Genomic DNA, 17,164 nt, shown 5'->3' on the forward strand with positions numbered 1-17,164 from the left:
GTATATGTGGCAACCTGGGAAGAATTGCCGGTTGTATGGACGCGACCATTATCAGCCCAAAGATCCACGGTCAAATGAGAAGACGATATGAAGTAGGGGCTCACAATGTTCTACTCATATCGTCTTTCGTTCCAGACAATCTTGTCCCGCGGACGGGACCCTCCGGAAACCCGGACTCCCTAATATTACGGTTCAATGACTTTTTCTCTCCGCTTCGTTCGCCCGAACCATTATTCATATACTGCGAGTTAGGGCAACCGAAACGCGATCGGCGTTCTCACCCCGGCGGGAACGCCAGCGCACGCCGGCATGGCGAAAGCGCATCGAGGGGAAGGAACTTCTATGGCGGGCACGAAGAAGACTATCGCGGAAAGCGCGCAGACGGCCGTCGCGCGCAAGATCCTCGACTACGCGCAAGGGGGCGACCCGGCCGTCCAGCTACCCAAAATGCTCAAGGCCGTGGACACGCTGCTCCCCAACGACTACCTGGTGGAGCAGCGCGCTCTGTTCCACCAGGTCATCGACAACCCCGACAACAACTGGATGGTGCTGCTGAAAAGCCTGTGGACCGACGTCGACGACGGCGTGCGCACGAAGGCCGTCGAGAACCTCCTGGTGAACGCCAGCCTCATCGGCCTCAAGCGCCAGGACAATGCGGCGGCCGAATACGGCTGCAACGTGCCGTGGGCCATGCTCGTCGATCCGACGAGCGCCTGCAACCTGCATTGCACGGGCTGCTGGGCCGCCGAGTACGGTGACAAGCTGAACCTTTCGTTCGACGAGCTGGACGGCATCATCGAGCAGGGCAAGGAGCTGGGCGTGTTCTTCTACCTGTTCTCGGGCGGCGAGCCGCTCGTGCGCAAAAGGGACATCGTCCGTTTGTGCGAGAAGCACGGCGACTGCGCGTTCACCGCGTTCACGAACGCCACGCTCATCGACGACGCGTTCGCGGAGGACCTGCTGCGCGTGAAGAACTTCATCCCCGCCATATCGGTGGAAGGTTTCGAAGAGGCCACCGACGCCCGCCGCGGCGACGGCACGTACCGGGCCGTTCTGCGCGCCATGGACGTGCTGAAGGCGCACCGCCTGCCCTTCGGCGTGTCGTGCTGCTACACGCACGACAACGCGCGCTCCGTGGGCAGCGAGGAATTCGTCGACGACCTCGTGGCGCGCGGGGCCAAGTTCGCCTGGTTCTTCACCTACATGCCCGTGGGATGCTCCGCGCCCACCGACCTGCTGGCCACGGCGGAGGACCGCGCGTTCATGTACCGGCAAGTGAGGAAGTTCCGCGAGACGAAGCCGCTGTTCACCATGGACTTCTGGAACGACGGCGAGTTCACGCAGGGCTGCATCGCGGGCGGGCGGCGCTACCTGCACATCAACGCGAACGGCGATATAGAGCCGTGCGCCTTCATCCATTACTCCGACTCGAACATCCGCGACACCACCGTCCTCGAGGCGCTGCGGCGCCCCCTGTTCATGGCCTACCACGACAGCCAGCCGTTCAACGACAACCACCTGCGCCCCTGCCCGGTGCTCGACAACAAGGACAAGCTGGCCGAGATGGTGGCCTCGTCCGGCGCGCGCTCCACCGACCTCGAACAACCCGAAGACGCAGCGGCCCTCTGTGCCAAGACGCACGCCACGGCCGACAAATGGGCCCCGGTGGCGCAGGAGATATGGGAGGACGGCCACTGGACGACCGGCCCGAACAAGGGCCGGCGCAAGTAGCCGCGAACGCCAGGGAGCCGGCGACAACCCCCTAGTCCCCGCTCTCCACGCTTTCCGCCTCCCACCGTATGCCGAGCACCTCGGGCATCGAGAGCAGCTGGGCGAGCGCGTCCTCGATGTTCTCGTCGTCGCGGGAAAGCGTGAACACGGTCGCCGAGACCACGACGATGTCGCCCGGCTGGTCGGTCGAGGAGATGGACCGCACGACGAAGCCGGGCCGATGGACCGCGTCGAACACGATGTCGCGGATGACGAGCTCGTCGTCGCGCATGCAGCGGACCTCGAACGTGTACTCCGTTCCCATCGACTCGCGCGCCTCCGGGGCGGTCTCGCGGCCGTCGAGCAGGGACGCCACGGGGCGCAGCAGCATGTTGGCGCCCATGACGAGAACGCTCCCCAACGCCGCGAGCCACATGAGGCCCGCCCCTGCCAGCGTCCCCACGGCCGCCGACGCCCACAGCGTGGCGGCCGTGTTGATGCCCGACACGGCCGCGCCGTGCTTCATGATGACGCCTGCGCCCAGAAAGCCGATGCCGGAAACCACCTGGGCGGCGACGCGCGACGGGTCGCCGTACCCCATGCCCTCCGGCACCATCAAGGCCCCGGCCGACGTGAACAGCGCCGCGCCGAGGCAGACGAGCGCGTTCGTTCGAATGCCCGCCGCTCGCCCGCGCCACTGCCGTTCGAAGCCTATCAGGGCCCCGAACACCAAGCCGGCGAGCACGCGCGATACGATCTCTAAGTCCAAAACGTCCACGTGCGCCTCCTTGCGCGTCGTTTTCGTTCACGCCGCAGAGCAGGTCAGCCCTCGAACGGTTTGAACGCGAGCCAGAAAACCAGGTTCTCCGCCACGACGATCACGGCGACCGCCGCCATGCCGACCCAGAACCCCATGTTCAATCCCATGAAGTCGACGGTGCCGAACAGCGCCGTCCACAATTCCTTCCAATCCATCTCTCTACCTCCTCGGTGTCCAGGTCGCCGAGCGCGTCGGCGACGGTGCGCCGGGACGGCTGGGGAGCCGCCCCGGCATCGGTTACGACGTCGATCCCGTCCGCCCGCTCACAAAAGCTCTCCGTAGTGGCGCACGTACGCCTTCTTGAGACTGGTCGCCAGCGCCATGTACAGCAGGATGCAGGGGATCAGGTAGGCGAAGTACGCGCCGGGCAGGGGCGCCAAGCCGATGGCCGCGCCGAACCCGGTGAACGGGATGCAGGTGAGCACGGCGATGCCGGTCATGGTGAGCAGCATGACCGGGGCCGACGCGCGGCTCTGGATGAACGGCAGCTTCGGCGTGCGGATCATGTGGATGACCAGGGTCTGGCTCCACATGGACTCGACGAACCAGCCTGCCTGGAACAAGGCCACGTAGGCGGTCTGCATGTCGAGCAGCTGCGCCCCGCTGTACACGGTCGCCAAATCGTTGTACAGCACGCCGCCCGAGACGAACGCCGGGCAGAACACGAAGTACATGAACAGGTAGGTGGTGAAGTCGAAGATGGAGCTGGTGGGGCCGATCCATATCATGAAGCTCTCGATGGACGATGCGTCCCACTTGCGCGGCTTCTCCAGGAACTCCTTGTCCACGTTGTCCCACGGGATGGCCATGCACGACAGGTCGTAGATCAGGTTCAGCAAGATGAGGTGCACGCTCTCCATCGGCAAGAACGGCAGCAGGGCCGACGCGGCCAGCACCGAGAACATGTTGCCGAAGTTCGAGCTCGCCGTCATCTTGATGTACTTGATCATGTTCGCGTAGGTCTTGCGCCCCTCGACGATGCCCTCCTCGAGCACCATGAGGTCCTTCTCCAGCAAAATGATGTCGGCCGACTCCTTCGCCACGTCCACCGCCGTGTCCACGGAGATGCCCACGTCCGCCGCCTTCATGGCGGCGGCGTCGTTGATGCCGTCGCCCATGAACCCCACGGTGCGGCCGCCCGCGCGCAGCGCCGTTACCACGCGCGCCTTCTGGTCGGGAGAGAGCTTCGCGAACACCTGCACGACCTCGGCGGCCGCGGTCAGTTGGGCGTCGGTCAGCCTATCGACGTCGGAGCCCAGCAGCATCCGGTCCACCTCGAGGCCCACCTGGCGGCAGACGGTGCGCGCCACCTTGTCGTTGTCGCCCGTCAGTATCTTCACCGAGACGCCGTGCTGCCGCAACGCGGCGATGGCGTCCGCCGTGGACTCCTTCGGCGGGTCGAGGAACGCCAGGTACCCCATGAGCACCATGTCCGACTCGTCGGCCACGCTCAGCACGCCCACGGGGGCGGGGTCGCTCTTCTGCGCCAGGGCGATGACGCGGAACCCGTCCTCGTTCAGATCGTCCACGGTGCGCAGGATGTCGGCCTTCACGTCGTCGGTCAGCGGCATGACCTCTCCGTGGTACTCGGCGTGCGAGCACACCGCGAGCATCTCCTCCACGGCGCCCTTGGTGACCATCTGCACCTTGCCGCACCCGTCCCGCACCACGGTGGACAGGCGGCGCCGGGCGAAGTCGAAGGGCAGCTCGTCGATCTTCTCGTACGCGCTCGACAGGTCGACGAGCTGCGGGTTGGCCGCCTCCTCCTCTTCGGTCTTCTGGATGATGGCCACGTCCATGAGGTTCTTGTACCCGGTCTGGAAGTAGCTGTTCAGGTACGCGTGGCGCAGCACGCGCACGTCCTCGTTGCCGTGCACGTCCAGGTGGTACTCCAGCACGACCTTGTCCTGCGTCAGCGTTCCGGTCTTGTCGGTGCACAGCACGTCGATGGCCCCGAAGTTCTGTATGGAGTTCAGGTTCTTGACGATGGTCTTCTTCTTGCTCATGGACACGGCGCCCTTGGCAAGGCAGGTGGTCACGATCATGGGCAGCATCTCGGGCGTCAGCCCCACGGCGATGGAGATGCCGAACAGGAACGCCGACAGCCAGTCGCCCTTCGTCAAGCCGTTGATCACGAACACCAGCGGCACCATGACCAGCATGAAGCGGATGAGGACCCACGACACCGCGTTGACGCCCTTGCTGAAGCTGGTCTCCACGGCCTCGCCTGCGGCGCCGGCCGTTATGGAGCCGAAAAGCGTGTCGTCGCCGGTCGCCACGACGACCGCCGTCGCGCTGCCGGAGATGACGTTCGTTCCCATGAAGGCGAGGTCCCTGCAGTCGGTGAGGTTCTCGAAGTCCTCTACGGGCTCCGGCGTCTTCTCGATGGGCTCGCTCTCGCCGGTGAGGGACGACTGGGCCACGAAGAGGTCCTTCGCTTCGAGCACGCGCACGTCCGCGGGGATCATGTCGCCCGCCGACAGCTTGACGATATCGCCCACGACCACGTCGTCGAGCTCGAGCTCCTGCTCCCCGCCCGGCTGGCGCACGACGGTGCAGGTGGTGGTTATCATGGCAAGCAGCTTCTCCGCCGCGTTGCCGCTGCGCGTCTCCTGCACGAAGCGGAGCGTGCCCGAAAGGATCACCATGACGGAGATGATGACCACCGTGGTGGGGTCGACGTCTTCGGGCGTGCCGTCGAACAGAGACAGCGCCGGGAACAGCACGTCGGTGCAGACGGACACCAGAACCAACACGGTCAGAATGGCCGTGAAAGGGTTGACGAACGCCTCGACGAGGCGCCGCCCCAAAGACTTGCGCTTCTCGTGGGTGACCTTGTTCGAGCCGTATTCGGCCCGTGCGCGCACGACCCCTTCGTCGCCCAGCCCGGCCATCGACGAGCTTGTGCTGCGGAGCACGACGTCGGAGCTATGCTGGGCCGCATAGCGCAGACGCGCTTCGCATGCCTCGCGCCAGGGCTGGAGCGCGCTTTTCTTGTCGGCCGCTTCCCTACGGGTAACGACCTGCTTCTCCAAATTCATATCCTTGTCTCCTTCTCCGAGAGAATGCAAGGCGCGCATGCCGAGGCAAGGAGAGGGCCGAGAGGGACGCGCCGAAGAGGGCGGGTTCCGCACAGCCGTTCCGTCACCTGAGCAACACGCACAGCATTGCGTTGCTAGGTCCAGGTCCATCGTCCGATTTCATGATGCCCACCTCCTCTGGTTGGCGGTTTCGTATGCCGAACGCTCTAACGGGCGAGCGCAGCGGTGTTGACGTAGCGCTTCGACTTGCTGATGAACACGGCGTCGGCGCAGGCCGCGACGGACCACAGCGCCATCAGCGGACCGAGCGCCGCTTCGCGAAGCCCGGGCACCAAGCCGCAGGCCAGCAATACGGCGCCGCACAGCATGACGATGCAGCCGAGGTTCCTGTTGACGCGGCGCAGGTTGACGCGCGCCTTCTCGCTTTCGGGAACGGCCCTCCATGCGCGGGAACGGGACAGCGCGCTGCCCCGCAAAAACGCCGCGCCTGCGACGAATACCGGGACGGCGAACAAGATGCACAGGGTGCCCATGAAAAACCTCCGTTCGTTTCGCGCGCACCGGATAGGAGCGCGCGGCGGGACGACGGCTCGCCGCCAGCGTAGGAAAGCGCACGGCACGTCCGCCCTTCTCGTCGAAGGGCTCGTGCGGGGGCGCGTTCCGTCAACGCGGGCGCGACTGTCGGTCGTGATGCCTGCGGAAAAGAAGGAGCGTATGCGGTTGCGTTAGGAAGCGGTTATTCGGAATGGTCTTGCATAGAGCAGATCAACGTAAGGGGAATCTGACCGAGGCAAGGCATACACGAAACCGTCCCGTGCAAAGCACGTAGCTTCTACTTCGACCAGAGCTACTGTCGGTACTCATGAGCCCTCACCTCTTTTCTTTGCGTGCCGAATGTTCGATGCCGTGTTCGAGAGCGAGGCCCCGAACACGGCTCGCAGTATAACCCTACCTTGGCGAGATTTGCGAATTTTGTTACTAAACTTTACAGAGGGGTTCCGTGAAGGGACGCGAAGGCTCGCGCGCCGCCATGTCCGGTAAGAGCCCGGCGCGGGGCTCCGTCGGGTCTTTCGGCTGGCGGGATGCGCGTCCGGCCCCGCGCGGAGCCCTTGCTCTCACTCCTCCAGCAGCTTCGGCACGTCGGTGAGCGTTTCAACGACGTCGTAGCCGCACCCCGCCTCGACGCCGTGGCGGTCGACGATGACGGGCCTTACGCCCGCCGCACGAGCTCCGTCCCCGTCGGCGTCGGGACGATCCCCCACGTGCACGACGCGGGACGCCTCCACACCCAGCTCTTCGCACGCCAGGTCGAATATGACGGGGTCGGGCTTGCGGTAGCCCACGACGGCCGAGGAGACGACGGCGTCGAAGTACGGCAGCAGCCTCAGATCGCGCAGGAGCCCTTCGAGGCCCGCATCCCAGTTCGACACCACGCCCAGCATGAGCCCGCGCCGCTTGAGCGTTCTCAGGCAGCCCGCGACGTCGGGATAGAGCGCCCAATGGTCCCCTTTGCGGTACGATTCGTGCACGGCGGCGGCCATGCCGTCGGCATCGTGCGCGATGCCGGCCAGATGGCACACGTAGCGGTACTGGTCGAGCCAAATGGCCACCGAGCCCTCGTGCGAGCACCAGAAGTCGCCGTCGCGCAGGTACTCGGCCTCGTAGTAGGCGTCCATCGCCGGCATGTGGGGCTCCACGTCGCGCACGGTCAGGCGATGGCCGCGCTCGCGCGCCACGCGCGCGAACGTCTCGGCCACGGAGGGGCTCGGGTAAAGGAGCGTCGACCCCACGTCGAACAAAACGGCTTCCACCATGTCGAATCCCCCTTCGCGGGTCCAACCGGCTGACAAGGGACGCCGAGGCGTCCGGGCCCGCGCCAGCCGGCGGAGCCCCTATTCCGTATGGCCGTCGTCGGGCTCGATGTGCACGAGCGTGTCCGCCACGTTCGGGAAGCGCGCCCGCACGGCGTCTTCCACCTCGTCGGCAAGGGCGTGGGCCTCCCCCACGGTCATGGAGGGGTCCACGAGCACGTGCAGGTCGGCGTACACCTCCCCCTCCGTGCCGCGCGTGCGGATGCGGTGGGCGTCGCGCACGCCGGGAACCGCGACCGCCGCCGCCCTCACGTCTTCCTCGGGTATGCGGGCGCGATCCGACAGCGTGGCGAGCGCGTGCTTGAACACGTCGTAGGCGGTCGCCAGGATGGCGACGGTCACGACCAGCGCCATGACGGGGTCGGCCACGGGAAAGCCCAGCGCCACGGCCGCCAAGCCGACGATGACGCCGACGGACACGAGCGCGTCGGACAGCGTGTGGTTCGCGTCGGCCGCCAGCACCTCGCTCTTGAGGCGCTTCGCGCAGCGCCGCTCGTAGGTGGTCACGCCCAGGTTCACGGCCAACGTGCCCACCATGACCGCGAACGAGACGACGGTCACCTCGGCCGTGTACACCCCGGACATGAGCTTGCCCACGGCGCTCGAGCCCACCTCGAAGGCCGCCAGGAGCAGCAGCACGCCGATGACGAGGCTGGCGTACGTCTCGAACTTAGCATGGCCGTACGGGTGCCCCTCGTCGGCGGGACGGGCGGCCAGCGCGATGCCGACGAGCCCCACGACGTTGCCGGCGGAATCGAACACGGAATGGATGCCGTCGGCCTGCATGGACGCCGACCCGCTGACGGTGCCGTACGCGTACTTAGCCGCCGCCACGGCCAAGTTGAGGAAAAGGACGACCCACAGCACGCGGCGGATCGATCCCATGCGCTCCGAAACGGGGCCTTTCGTCGCCAGCGTTCTGGTCATGGGGCACCTCCGTCCAAACGAGCCGATATACGAAAAGGAGAGCCACTCGGACTCTCCTTCTAGCTTTTCTGGTGTCGGAGGCGGGATTTGAACCCGCACACCCGTTGTGTGGGCACTAGCACCTCAAGCTAGCGTGTCTGCCGTTCCACCACTCCGACGTATGTATGCTGCCTTGCAAGCAACGGAGGTTATTCTACCTGAACCGTTGCAGCTTGTGAAGAGCGAATTTCCTCTATTTTGCGATCGTGCCCTGCGGGTAGATGATCATGAGCACGATGAGCGAGAGCAGGAACACCACCGCGAAGATGATGGTGATGCGATCGAGGTTCTTCTCCACGATGCTCGTGCCGGTTTGCGTGGAGTACACCGAGCTGGCGATCATGTCGGATATGCCCGTGCCCTTGCCGGAATGCAGCAGGATGAACACGATGAGGCCCAAGCCCGACACGACGAGCAGGATGAGCATGATGATAAGGAACGGGTTCAAGGCGTCTCTCTTCTTTCCACGTGAGGACAATCGTTTACACAAGTTATGAAGTATACCCGAAAGGAGCCCGTCATGGCAAGCGCATCGCCAAGCGACGTCGCAAGCGCCGCAAAACGTCCAGACGACCCGCGCGCATCGGCCCGCTCGCCGCATCGTTCGCCCCTTCGTGCGCCTTCCCCGGAAACCGCTACGCCGGGCGGGCAGCAGCCCGCCCTTACCGAAAGACGCCCTTACGCCAGCAGGCTTCTTCCCGTCATGACGAAGGGTGCCGGAAGGCCCACGAGCTCCAACAGCGTGGGCGCGATGTCGCAGAGCGCGCCTTGGGAGCCGTCGAGCGTGCGCCCCGTGCCCGCGAAGTCCACGAACGCGAGCGGCACGGGGGCCGTGGTGTGGGCCGTGAAGGGGCTGCCGTCCTCGGCGAGCATCTTGTCGGCGTTGCCGTGGTCGGCCGTGATCAGCGCCACGCCGCCCTTGCGCTCGAGCGCCGAGAGCACCTGGGACACGCCCGCGTCCACCGCCTCGACGGCGGCTGCGGCGGCCGGGATGACGCCCGTGTGGCCCACCATGTCGGGGTTCGCGAAGTTCACGATGTACACGTCGGCCTCGTCGGCGTCGATGGCCGCGGCAAGCGTGGCGGCCACGTCGGGCTCGCTCATCTCGGGTTGCAGGTCGTAGGTGGCCACCTTGGGGCTGGGGATGAGCGCGCGCTCCTCCCCTTCCTTCGGCTCCTCGCGCCCGCCGTTCAGGAAGAACGTCACATGGGCGTACTTCTCGGTCTCGGCGATGTGGTACTGGCGCAGGCCCGCCTCGGCCAGCACGTCGGCCAGCACCTCGCTGGGGAACTCCTTGGGGAAGGCCACCGGCGCGGGGATCTCGGGGTCGTACTCGGTCAGGCACACGAAGCTCACCTGCGGGTACGCTCCGCGCTCGAAAACGGAGAACGCCGGGTCCGCCAACGCGCGCGTGATCTCGCGCGCGCGGTCGGGGCGGAAGTTGAAGAACACGACCGCGTCGCCGTCGCGCACGCCGCGTTCGGTCAGCGCCACGGGCGCGACGAACTCGTCGGTGACGTCGTCGGCGTAGGAGGCGGCCATGACTTCGGCCGACGTCGCGTCCGTGCGCGGTTCGGAGGCCACGACGGCGCGCCAGGCACGCTCGACGCGCTCCCAGCGGTTATCGCGGTCCATGGCGTAATAGCGGCCCGAGATGCTGCCGACTTCCGCCGTGCAGCCCTCGTCGGACAATTCGGCCAGCACGCCTTCGAGCTCTTCCAAGTAGCCGGCACCGCTCTTGGGCGGCACGTCGCGACCGTCCATGAAGCAATGAACCGCGATATGCGCCACGCCCGCCGTCTTCGCGGCGCGGGCGAGCGCGTAGAGATGCTCGTTGGAGGAGTGGACGCCGCCGTCGGACACGAGCCCCATGAGGTGCAGCGCCGCGCCTGGCTGCGATGCGGCGGAGAACGCCTCGTTCAGCACGGGGTTCGCCGCCAGCGAGCCGTCGGCGCAGGCGCGGTTGATGCGCGTGAGCTCTTGGAACACCACGCGACCGGCTCCGATGTTGAGGTGGCCCACTTCGGAGTTGCCCATCTGCCCGTCGGGCAGGCCCACGGCCTCGCCCGACGCCTCGAGCTTCGTCCACGGACGGGTGGCGAACACCTCGTCCAAGCACGGCGTGCGCGCCTGCGAGATGGCGTTGCCGGGGCCCGGTTCGGCCAAGCCGAAGCCGTCCATGATGACGAGGCACGCGGGAAGGGTAAGGTTTTCGGCTGACGCCGCACGGGATTCTTCGACTGCACTCACTTCGTTCGCTCCGCTCAGAATGACAGGAGGCGGCGCGGATCCCGCGCCGCCAGGACAACAGGGTATTGCAGGTTGCCATCCTGAGCGCAGGCCGAAGGTCGAAGTCGAAGGATCTCCGCTTGTCGAAAGATCCTTCGTCCCCGCTTCGCGGGGCCTCCCTGCGCTCGCTTCGCGTGCTCGGGGTCTCGACCGTCCGCTGGACTGTCGTATGCTTTGCTCGCTCAGGATGACAGCAGGGGGGTTTACAGGCACGCCTCGATCAGCTGCACGAACGATTCGCACTTGAGGCTCGCGCCGCCCACGAGCCCGCCGTCGATGTTCGGCTGGGCCAGCAGGCCCTCCACGTTGCCCGGATTCATGGAGCCGCCGTACAGCACGCGCATGTCCTCGGCCGTCTCGCTGCCGTACAGCTCGGCCAGCGTGGCGCGGATGGCTGCGCACACGGCTTCGGCCTGCTCGGGCGTGGCCGTGCGGCCCGTGCCGATGGCCCAGATGGGCTCGTAGGCCACGACGCACTTCGCGGCGTCGCGCCCGTCCACGCCGGCGAAGGCCGCGCGCACCTGGGCGGTGACGTACTCGTCGGTCGTGCCCTCGTCGCGCACGGCGAGCGACTCGCCCACGCACACGATGGCGTACATATCCGCATCCACCAGCGCCTTCACCTTGCGGTTCACGTCCTCGTTCGTCTCTCCGAACAGCTCGCGGCGCTCGGAGTGGCCGACGATGGAGCACGCGCAGCCTATCTCCTTGATCATGGGAACGGAGATCTCCCCCGTGTAGGCGCCCGACGCCTCCCAGTACACGTTCTGCGCGCCCACGGATATCTTCGTCTTGTCGAAGTCGAGCACCGTCTTGGCGGGCTTGAGGTCCACGTAGGGCGGGCAGATGACGATGTCCACGTCTTCCGGCCACTCCTTCTCGTATTGGTTCGAAATCTCCTGCGTGAGCACCACGGCCTCGCCGACGGTGTTGTTCATCTTCCAATTTCCCGCCATCATGGGCTTGCGTGCCATGTCAACCTTCTTTCACTCTCGAAGCATCCGTGAAACGTCCCGAAAGGGGACGGTCCCCTTTCGGGACGTTCGCCAACCTGCTACCTCAGCGCCTCCACGCCCGGCAACGTCTCTCCTTGCACCAGCTCCATGGAGGCTCCGCCGCCGGTCGAGATGAACGTCATCTTATCGGCCAGTCCGAACTTGTTCACGGCGGCCACGCTGTCGCCGCCGCCGATGACGGTGTCCGCGTCGGCGTTGGCGGCCACGGCGTCGGCCACGGCCTTCGTGCCGGCTTCGAACGCCTTCATCTCGAACACGCCCATGGGGCCGTTCCAGAACACGGTTTTGGCCTCGGCCACGGCGTCGGCGTAGAGCTTCGCCGTCTCGGGCCCGATATCGAGGCCCATCATATCACCGGGAATGTCATCGACCGAAACCGTTTTGGTTTCGGCATCTTCCGCGAAGCGGTCGGCGCACACGACGTCCACCGGAAGCAGCAACCGCACGCCGCGCTCCTCCGCCTTGGCGATCATGGCCGCCGCGCGCTCCACCCAGTCCTCCTCCTTGAGCGAGGCGCCCACGGCTTTGCCCTGCGCCAGCAGGAACGTGAAGCACATCCCGCCGCCGACGATGAGCGTGTCGCACTTGTCCATGAGCGCGTCGATGACCTTGATCTTGTCCGACACCTTCGAGCCGCCGAGGATGGCGGTGAAGGGGCGGCGCGGCTCCTCGAGCATGCCCGAGAGCGTGTCCACCTCGCGTTGCATGAGGTAGCCCGCGTACGCCGGCAAGAGCGCGGCGACGCCGGCCGTGGACGCATGGGCGCGGTGCGCGGTGCCGAACGCGTCGTTCACGTACGCCTCGCCGAGCGCGGCCAGCTCCTCGCAGAAGGCGGGGTCGTTCTTCTTCTCGCGCTTGTCGAAGCGCAGGTTCTCCACCACGAGCACGTCGCCGTCGCGCAGCGAGGCGGCCTTCGCGCGGGCGTCGTTCCCTACCGTGTCGGCAGCGAACACGACGGGCTTGCCCAAGAGCTCCGAGAGCCTCTGGGCGGCGGGACGCAGCGTGAACGCCTCCTCGAAGCCCTCTCCGGCCGGGCGGCCGAGGTGGCTCATGAGGATGACGCGCGCGCCTTGCGCGACGAGCTTCTCGATGGTGGGCAGCGCCGCGCGGATGCGCGTGTCGTCGGCGACGGCGCCGTCTTTCACCGGCACGTTGAAGTCGACGCGCACGAGCACGCGCTTGCCGCGCGCGTCCAGCTCGTCGACGGTTTTGATCTCGGCCATGGGCCCTCCTGCCTAAACGAGAAACGAGCCTGCCAAGGCAGGCTCGTTTCAATGAATGCTGTTAGAGAAGGATCTTGACGAGGTCCTTCACGCGGTTCGAGTAGCCCCACTCGTTGTCGTACCAGGAGATGCACTTGACGAAGTTGCCCTCGCCGCCCAGCACCATGGTGAGCTTGCCGTCGTAGATGGAGGAGTGCGGGTTGTCCACGATGTCGATGGAGACGATGGGGTCCTCGGTGTATTCCAGGATGCCCTTGAGCGGACCCTCGGCAGCAGCCTTCATCGCGGCGTTGATCTCGTCGATCGTCGCGTCCTTCTCAAGCTCCACCGTGAGGTCGACCATCGAGCCGTCCGGCGTGGGAACGCGGGTGGCGAAGCCGTCGAGCTTGCCCTTGAGCTCGGGAAGCACGAGCGACACCGCGCGGGCGGCGCCCGTGGTGGTGGGGATCATGGACATGGCGGCCGCGCGGGCGCGACGCAGGTCCTTGTGGGGAAGGTCGAGGATCTTCTGGTCGTTCGTGTAGGAGTGGATGGTGTTCATGTAGCCGCGCTTGATGCCGAAGTTGTCCAGCAGCACCTTCGCGAAGGGAGCCAGGCAGTTCGTCGTGCAGGAGGCGTTCGAGACGATGTTGTGCTTCTCGGGATCGTACTGGTCGTCGTTCACGCCCATGACGATGGTGATGTCCTCGTTCTTGGCCGGCGCGGAGATGACGACCTTCTTGGCGCCCGCGTCGAGGTGCGCCTTGGCCTTCGTGCCGTCCGTGAAGAAGCCCGTGGACTCCACGACGACGTCGACGCCCAGCTCGCCCCAGGGGAGGTTGGCGGGCTCGCGCTCGGAGAGCACCTTGACCGCATGGCCGTCGGCCACGAAGCCGTCCTCGGTGACCTCGACCGTGTCGAAGGCGCGCCCGTGGATGGAATCGTACTTGAGCAGGTGGGCCATCGTCGGAATGTCGCCGAGGTCGTTCACTGCCACGACCTCGATCTCGGGATCGTTCACCATCGCGCGGAACGCCAGGCGGCCGATGCGACCGAATCCGTTAATGCCTACTTTGATTGCCATGCGTATCCCCTTTCATGAAAGATACTTGGTTGCCCATCGTAACGGGCTGATCATACCACGCAAGCCGCCAGCAGGCACAACCTTGCCGTTCTCTCCCGAGAAAAAGCCGACGAACGGTTCTTCCTCCGTCATCCATCGGAAAACCCCCGGGCGAAGGCCGACGCGAAAAGCCCCGTTCCGAACCCTTCGCCCTCCCCCGTTTCGACGTGCGGAAAACGCCCCACAAGGGCGCCGCCGCCCTCCCGGGACGTCAGCCGCGTGTCCTAATTGGGGACAGTCCCCAATTAGGACATTTTGGAAGAGGTCGCGCGGGCGATGGTTTTGCCGCCGATGCCCGTCAGGCGCTCGATCTGCCTTATCGACAGGCCGGCGTCGCGAAGGGCCGCGAGGCATTCGTTCCTTCTCGCTTTTGGAAGCGCCTTCACCTCGACGGGCGCGCACTCGAACGACTCCGACAGAACGGCGCTGGCAACCTCGCCCATCCCGTCATCCGTGACGCGATGCCCGCCGGCGAAACAATAGCGCCCCGCAGCGTCCTCGGAATGGAACGCCGCGAACGCGTCGACCCCGCCGAGCATGTCCAAGACGGTCGACGTGGCTGTGATCTGCGGCCTTCCCACGTACTCGTGGTAACTGCTCCACCAGTACTCTGCCGCAGTGGAAACGCCCGCTTTCGCAGGGTTGTTATGGATGTAGCGAACCGCCTCGAGCAGATAGGAGTCGCCGTCAACGGGAAAGCTGGCGTATCGCCCTTGGAAAACGTGTCCCGCATGCCCGCTTTTCCGGTTGAAGTGCTGGGCGTATCTCGTCGCGATGACGCGCATCGCGCTGCTCAACCGCAAGCCCTCGTCTCGAAGCAGCAGGTGCGCATGATTGTCCATAAGGCACCACGCGATGATGTCGATGCCCTTCTCTGCAAACTGCGCCGCCGCCGTATCGACGAAAACCCCTCTGTCGGCGTTGTCTTCGAAGATAAGCTGCCTGCCGTTCCCTCGCAGCACCACGTGGTAGTAGCCGGATTCCGAGACGGCCCTTGCCGAACGCGCCATAACGCCTCCCCTTCCGATCTCCGTTTCCTTTTTTCAAAATGTCCCAATTGGGGACTGTCCCCAATTGGGACATTCAGCCGCGGATCTCGCGGGCCATCTGCTCGATGCGGCGGACGCGGTGGTAGACGGCGGATTTGGACAGGGGCGGGGTCGCGCGCTCCCCCAGCTCCTTGAGCGTGGCGTCGGGGTAGGTGACGCGCAGGCGGATGAACTCCTGCAGGGCCGGCGGCAGGTTCTCCATGCCGTGGGTCTCCAGCACCGCGCGTATGGCGTATATCTGGTCGACCGACGCGTTGGCGGCCTTGGCCTGGTTGGCTATCTCGGCGTTCGTCATGCGGTTCACGTCGTTGCGCACGCTCTTGATGACGCGGGCGTTCTCCATGGAGAGTGCGCTTTGGTGCGCGCCGGTGAACGCGAGGAACTCCAAGATGGCGGCGCCGCTCTTGAGGTAGACCATGTACGAGCTGCGGCGCTGCATGACGCGCGCGTTGATGTCCTTGCGCTCGAGCAGCTCCACCAGCCCCTCGGCCAAATCCTCGTTCTCCACGGTGATCTCGAAGTGGAAGTCGCCGCGGGGGTCGGACACGAAGCCGCTGCCGAGGAACGCGCCGCGCAGGTAGGCCGCCGTGCAGCATTCCTTCGCCACGAGCTCGTCCTTGATGCCCAGTTCGAGCCCCTCGCCCGACAGCACGCCCATGTCGCGCAGCGAGTCCGCCAGATGCGGCTGCGCGGGCACCTCGATAAGGTAGTTCGGCGTTTTGTGCAGCACGCTGCGGCGCACCGTGAGCTCGGTCTTCAGGTGGTAGAGCTCGTGGAGCAGCTTGATGATGAGGCGCGCCACGCTGGGCGCGTCGGTGGCCACCTCGATGCGGTACGTGCCCTGGCCGCTGAAGAACAACGTGCCCTCGATGCGAACGAGCGCCGCCAGCGTGGCCTTCTCGCAGTGCGAGCACACGGGAGGGACGCGGGCGAGCTCGTCTTTCACCTCTGCCGTGAACGACATAGCTTCAGCACCCCCGAAAACGCGTCGCGCAGGGCTTGCGGATCGTGCCAGGTGGGGCTGTGCGCGTCCACCAAGTCGCGCGCGATGACCACCGGCCCCTGCTGCTGGATGACCTGCACGTCGCGGTAGCTGATGCGCACCGGGCGGATGCGGCCGGAGAGGTCCGCGTCGTCGAGTCCCGATGTCGAGGCATGCTCGGGGTCGTCCCCGGTCATGGCGCCGAACACGCCCGTGGCCGGGCTGTCGGGACGCAGCGGCACCGGCGTGTGCACGAGCACGTAGTCCACCAGCCCCCGCATGCCGTGGTCCATGAGCGCCTCCACGTGCTCGCGCGCCGTGAGGCCCCACGTCTCCCCTTGCATGTCGGCGAGCGAGCACACGAACAGCGTGCCGGCCTGCGACGCGCGGATGGCGTCGACCACGCCCGGCACCAGCAGGTTCGGAATGATGGACGTGAACAGCGACCCCGGCCCCAGCACGATGAGGTCGGCGGCGCGGATGGCCTCGAGGGCCGGCTCGTAGGGCTCGACGGGGCGGTCGGCGCGCAGCGCCACGCGGGCGAGCGCCGTGCGGGAGTGGCAGGCCACCGCCTGCCCTTCGAGCTCGCGGCCGTCACGGGTGCGCGCGACGAGCGTCACGCGGTCGAGCGTGGAGGGGCACACATGGCCCTGGGCGTCCAGCAGCCGCTCGCAGATGGCGATGGCCTCGGGGAACGACCCCGCGGCGTCCTCGAGCGCCGAGAGCATGAGGTTGCCGAGCGTGTGGTTGCCCGCGAACGGGAAACGGTACTTGAACGCGCGCGCGAGCGGGTCGGACGGGTCGCCCGCCATGGCGGCGAGGCACTTGCGCACGTCGCCGGGAGGCGTGACGTTCGCCTGCTCGCGCAGCACTCCCGTGGAGCCGCCGTCGTCGGCCATGGCCACGACGGCGCTCGTGTCGAGGCCCATGGACAAAAGCGTGCGGATGGACACGGGGGCGCCGGTGCCGCCGCCGATGACCACGGCGCGCAGGTGCTCGCCGGGCTCGATGCACGGCGGCGCGGAGCCGAGCGCCGCGAAAGCGGCGGTGGCGGATGGATCGTGGGTGAACGCGGACATGGCCATGAGAGCCGCC

15 protein-coding genes and 1 tRNA gene are annotated in these 17,164 nt (G+C 66.2%); 1 reads left to right on the forward strand and 15 read right to left on the reverse strand.

Going from position 1 to position 17,164, the window contains the following annotated elements; all coding sequences use genetic code 11:
- The first annotated feature begins 342 nt into the window (after nt 1–342).
- Nucleotides 343–1,731 carry a radical SAM protein gene (locus tag C1878_RS09760; protein ID WP_114601441.1) on the forward strand — a complete coding sequence of 463 codons (1,389 nt, stop codon included), beginning with the start codon at nt 343–345 and terminating at the stop codon, nt 1,729–1,731.
- Between the two features lie 31 nt (nt 1,732–1,762).
- Here C1878_RS09760 and C1878_RS09765 read toward each other — a convergent pair whose 3' ends face one another.
- From C1878_RS09765 to yvcK, 15 genes are all read right to left on the reverse strand, one after another.
- The gene (locus C1878_RS09765; protein ID WP_114601442.1) at nt 1,763–2,488 is read right to left on the reverse strand and encodes an MgtC/SapB family protein; all 726 of its coding nucleotides are present in this window, start codon (nt 2,486–2,488) and stop codon (nt 1,763–1,765) included.
- Between the two features lie 44 nt (nt 2,489–2,532).
- Nucleotides 2,533–2,685 carry a hypothetical protein gene (locus tag C1878_RS16745; protein WP_167510328.1) on the reverse strand — a complete coding sequence of 51 codons (153 nt, stop codon included), beginning with the start codon at nt 2,683–2,685 and terminating at the stop codon, nt 2,533–2,535.
- Nucleotides 2,686–2,793: 108 nt separating this feature from the next.
- Entirely contained in the window at nt 2,794–5,571 is a 2,778-nt protein-coding gene (gene mgtA / locus C1878_RS09770) for a magnesium-translocating P-type ATPase (RefSeq protein ID WP_114601443.1), read from the reverse strand.
- Nucleotides 5,572–5,777: 206 nt separating this feature from the next.
- Nucleotides 5,778–6,104 carry a DUF3784 domain-containing protein gene (locus C1878_RS09775; RefSeq protein ID WP_114601444.1) on the reverse strand — a complete coding sequence of 109 codons (327 nt, stop codon included), beginning with the start codon at nt 6,102–6,104 and terminating at the stop codon, nt 5,778–5,780.
- Nucleotides 6,105–6,686: 582 nt separating this feature from the next.
- Nucleotides 6,687–7,385: an HAD family hydrolase gene (locus C1878_RS09780; protein ID WP_114601445.1), complete on the reverse strand. Its 699-nt coding sequence runs from the start codon at nt 7,383–7,385 to the stop codon at nt 6,687–6,689.
- Nucleotides 7,386–7,463: 78 nt separating this feature from the next.
- On the reverse strand, nt 7,464–8,369 hold the full coding sequence (locus C1878_RS09785) for a cation diffusion facilitator family transporter (protein ID WP_114601446.1): 906 nt from the start codon (nt 8,367–8,369) through the stop codon (nt 7,464–7,466).
- 69 nt (nt 8,370–8,438) lie between these two features.
- Nucleotides 8,439–8,527, reverse strand: a tRNA-Leu gene (locus tag C1878_RS09790).
- A 74-nt stretch (nt 8,528–8,601) separates the two neighbouring features.
- Nucleotides 8,602–8,856: a preprotein translocase subunit SecG gene (gene secG, locus C1878_RS09795; protein WP_041238829.1), complete on the reverse strand. Its 255-nt coding sequence runs from the start codon at nt 8,854–8,856 to the stop codon at nt 8,602–8,604.
- A gap of 230 nt (nt 8,857–9,086) precedes the next feature.
- On the reverse strand, nt 9,087–10,658 hold the full coding sequence (gene gpmI, locus C1878_RS09800) for a 2,3-bisphosphoglycerate-independent phosphoglycerate mutase (RefSeq protein ID WP_114601447.1): 1,572 nt from the start codon (nt 10,656–10,658) through the stop codon (nt 9,087–9,089).
- Between the two features lie 242 nt (nt 10,659–10,900).
- The gene (tpiA, locus tag C1878_RS09805; RefSeq protein WP_114601448.1) at nt 10,901–11,671 is read right to left on the reverse strand and encodes a triose-phosphate isomerase; all 771 of its coding nucleotides are present in this window, start codon (nt 11,669–11,671) and stop codon (nt 10,901–10,903) included.
- Nucleotides 11,672–11,751: 80 nt separating this feature from the next.
- Complete coding sequence (gene pgk, locus C1878_RS09810; protein ID WP_114601449.1) at nt 11,752–12,936, reverse strand: phosphoglycerate kinase; 1,185 nt, start codon at nt 12,934–12,936, stop codon at nt 11,752–11,754.
- A 61-nt stretch (nt 12,937–12,997) separates the two neighbouring features.
- The gene (gene gap / locus C1878_RS09815) at nt 12,998–13,999 is read right to left on the reverse strand and encodes a type I glyceraldehyde-3-phosphate dehydrogenase (protein ID WP_114601450.1); all 1,002 of its coding nucleotides are present in this window, start codon (nt 13,997–13,999) and stop codon (nt 12,998–13,000) included.
- Nucleotides 14,000–14,283: 284 nt separating this feature from the next.
- Nucleotides 14,284–15,048, reverse strand: a complete 765-nt coding sequence (locus C1878_RS09820; RefSeq protein WP_114601451.1) for a transposase — start codon at nt 15,046–15,048, stop codon at nt 14,284–14,286.
- 73 nt (nt 15,049–15,121) lie between these two features.
- Nucleotides 15,122–16,051 carry a DNA-binding protein WhiA gene (gene whiA / locus C1878_RS09825; RefSeq protein ID WP_114601452.1) on the reverse strand — a complete coding sequence of 310 codons (930 nt, stop codon included), beginning with the start codon at nt 16,049–16,051 and terminating at the stop codon, nt 15,122–15,124.
- A complete protein-coding gene (yvcK, locus tag C1878_RS09830; protein ID WP_114601453.1) occupies nt 16,030–17,154 on the reverse strand; it encodes a gluconeogenesis factor YvcK family protein in 1,125 nt (374 codons plus the stop codon). Before yvcK ends, whiA begins: the two co-directional genes overlap by 22 nt.
- Between the last annotated feature and the right edge of the window lie 10 nt (nt 17,155–17,164).

Origin of the sequence: Gordonibacter sp. 28C (assembly GCF_003339845.1) — a bacterium.
In the GTDB taxonomy this organism is placed as follows: domain Bacteria; phylum Actinomycetota; class Coriobacteriia; order Coriobacteriales; family Eggerthellaceae; genus Gordonibacter.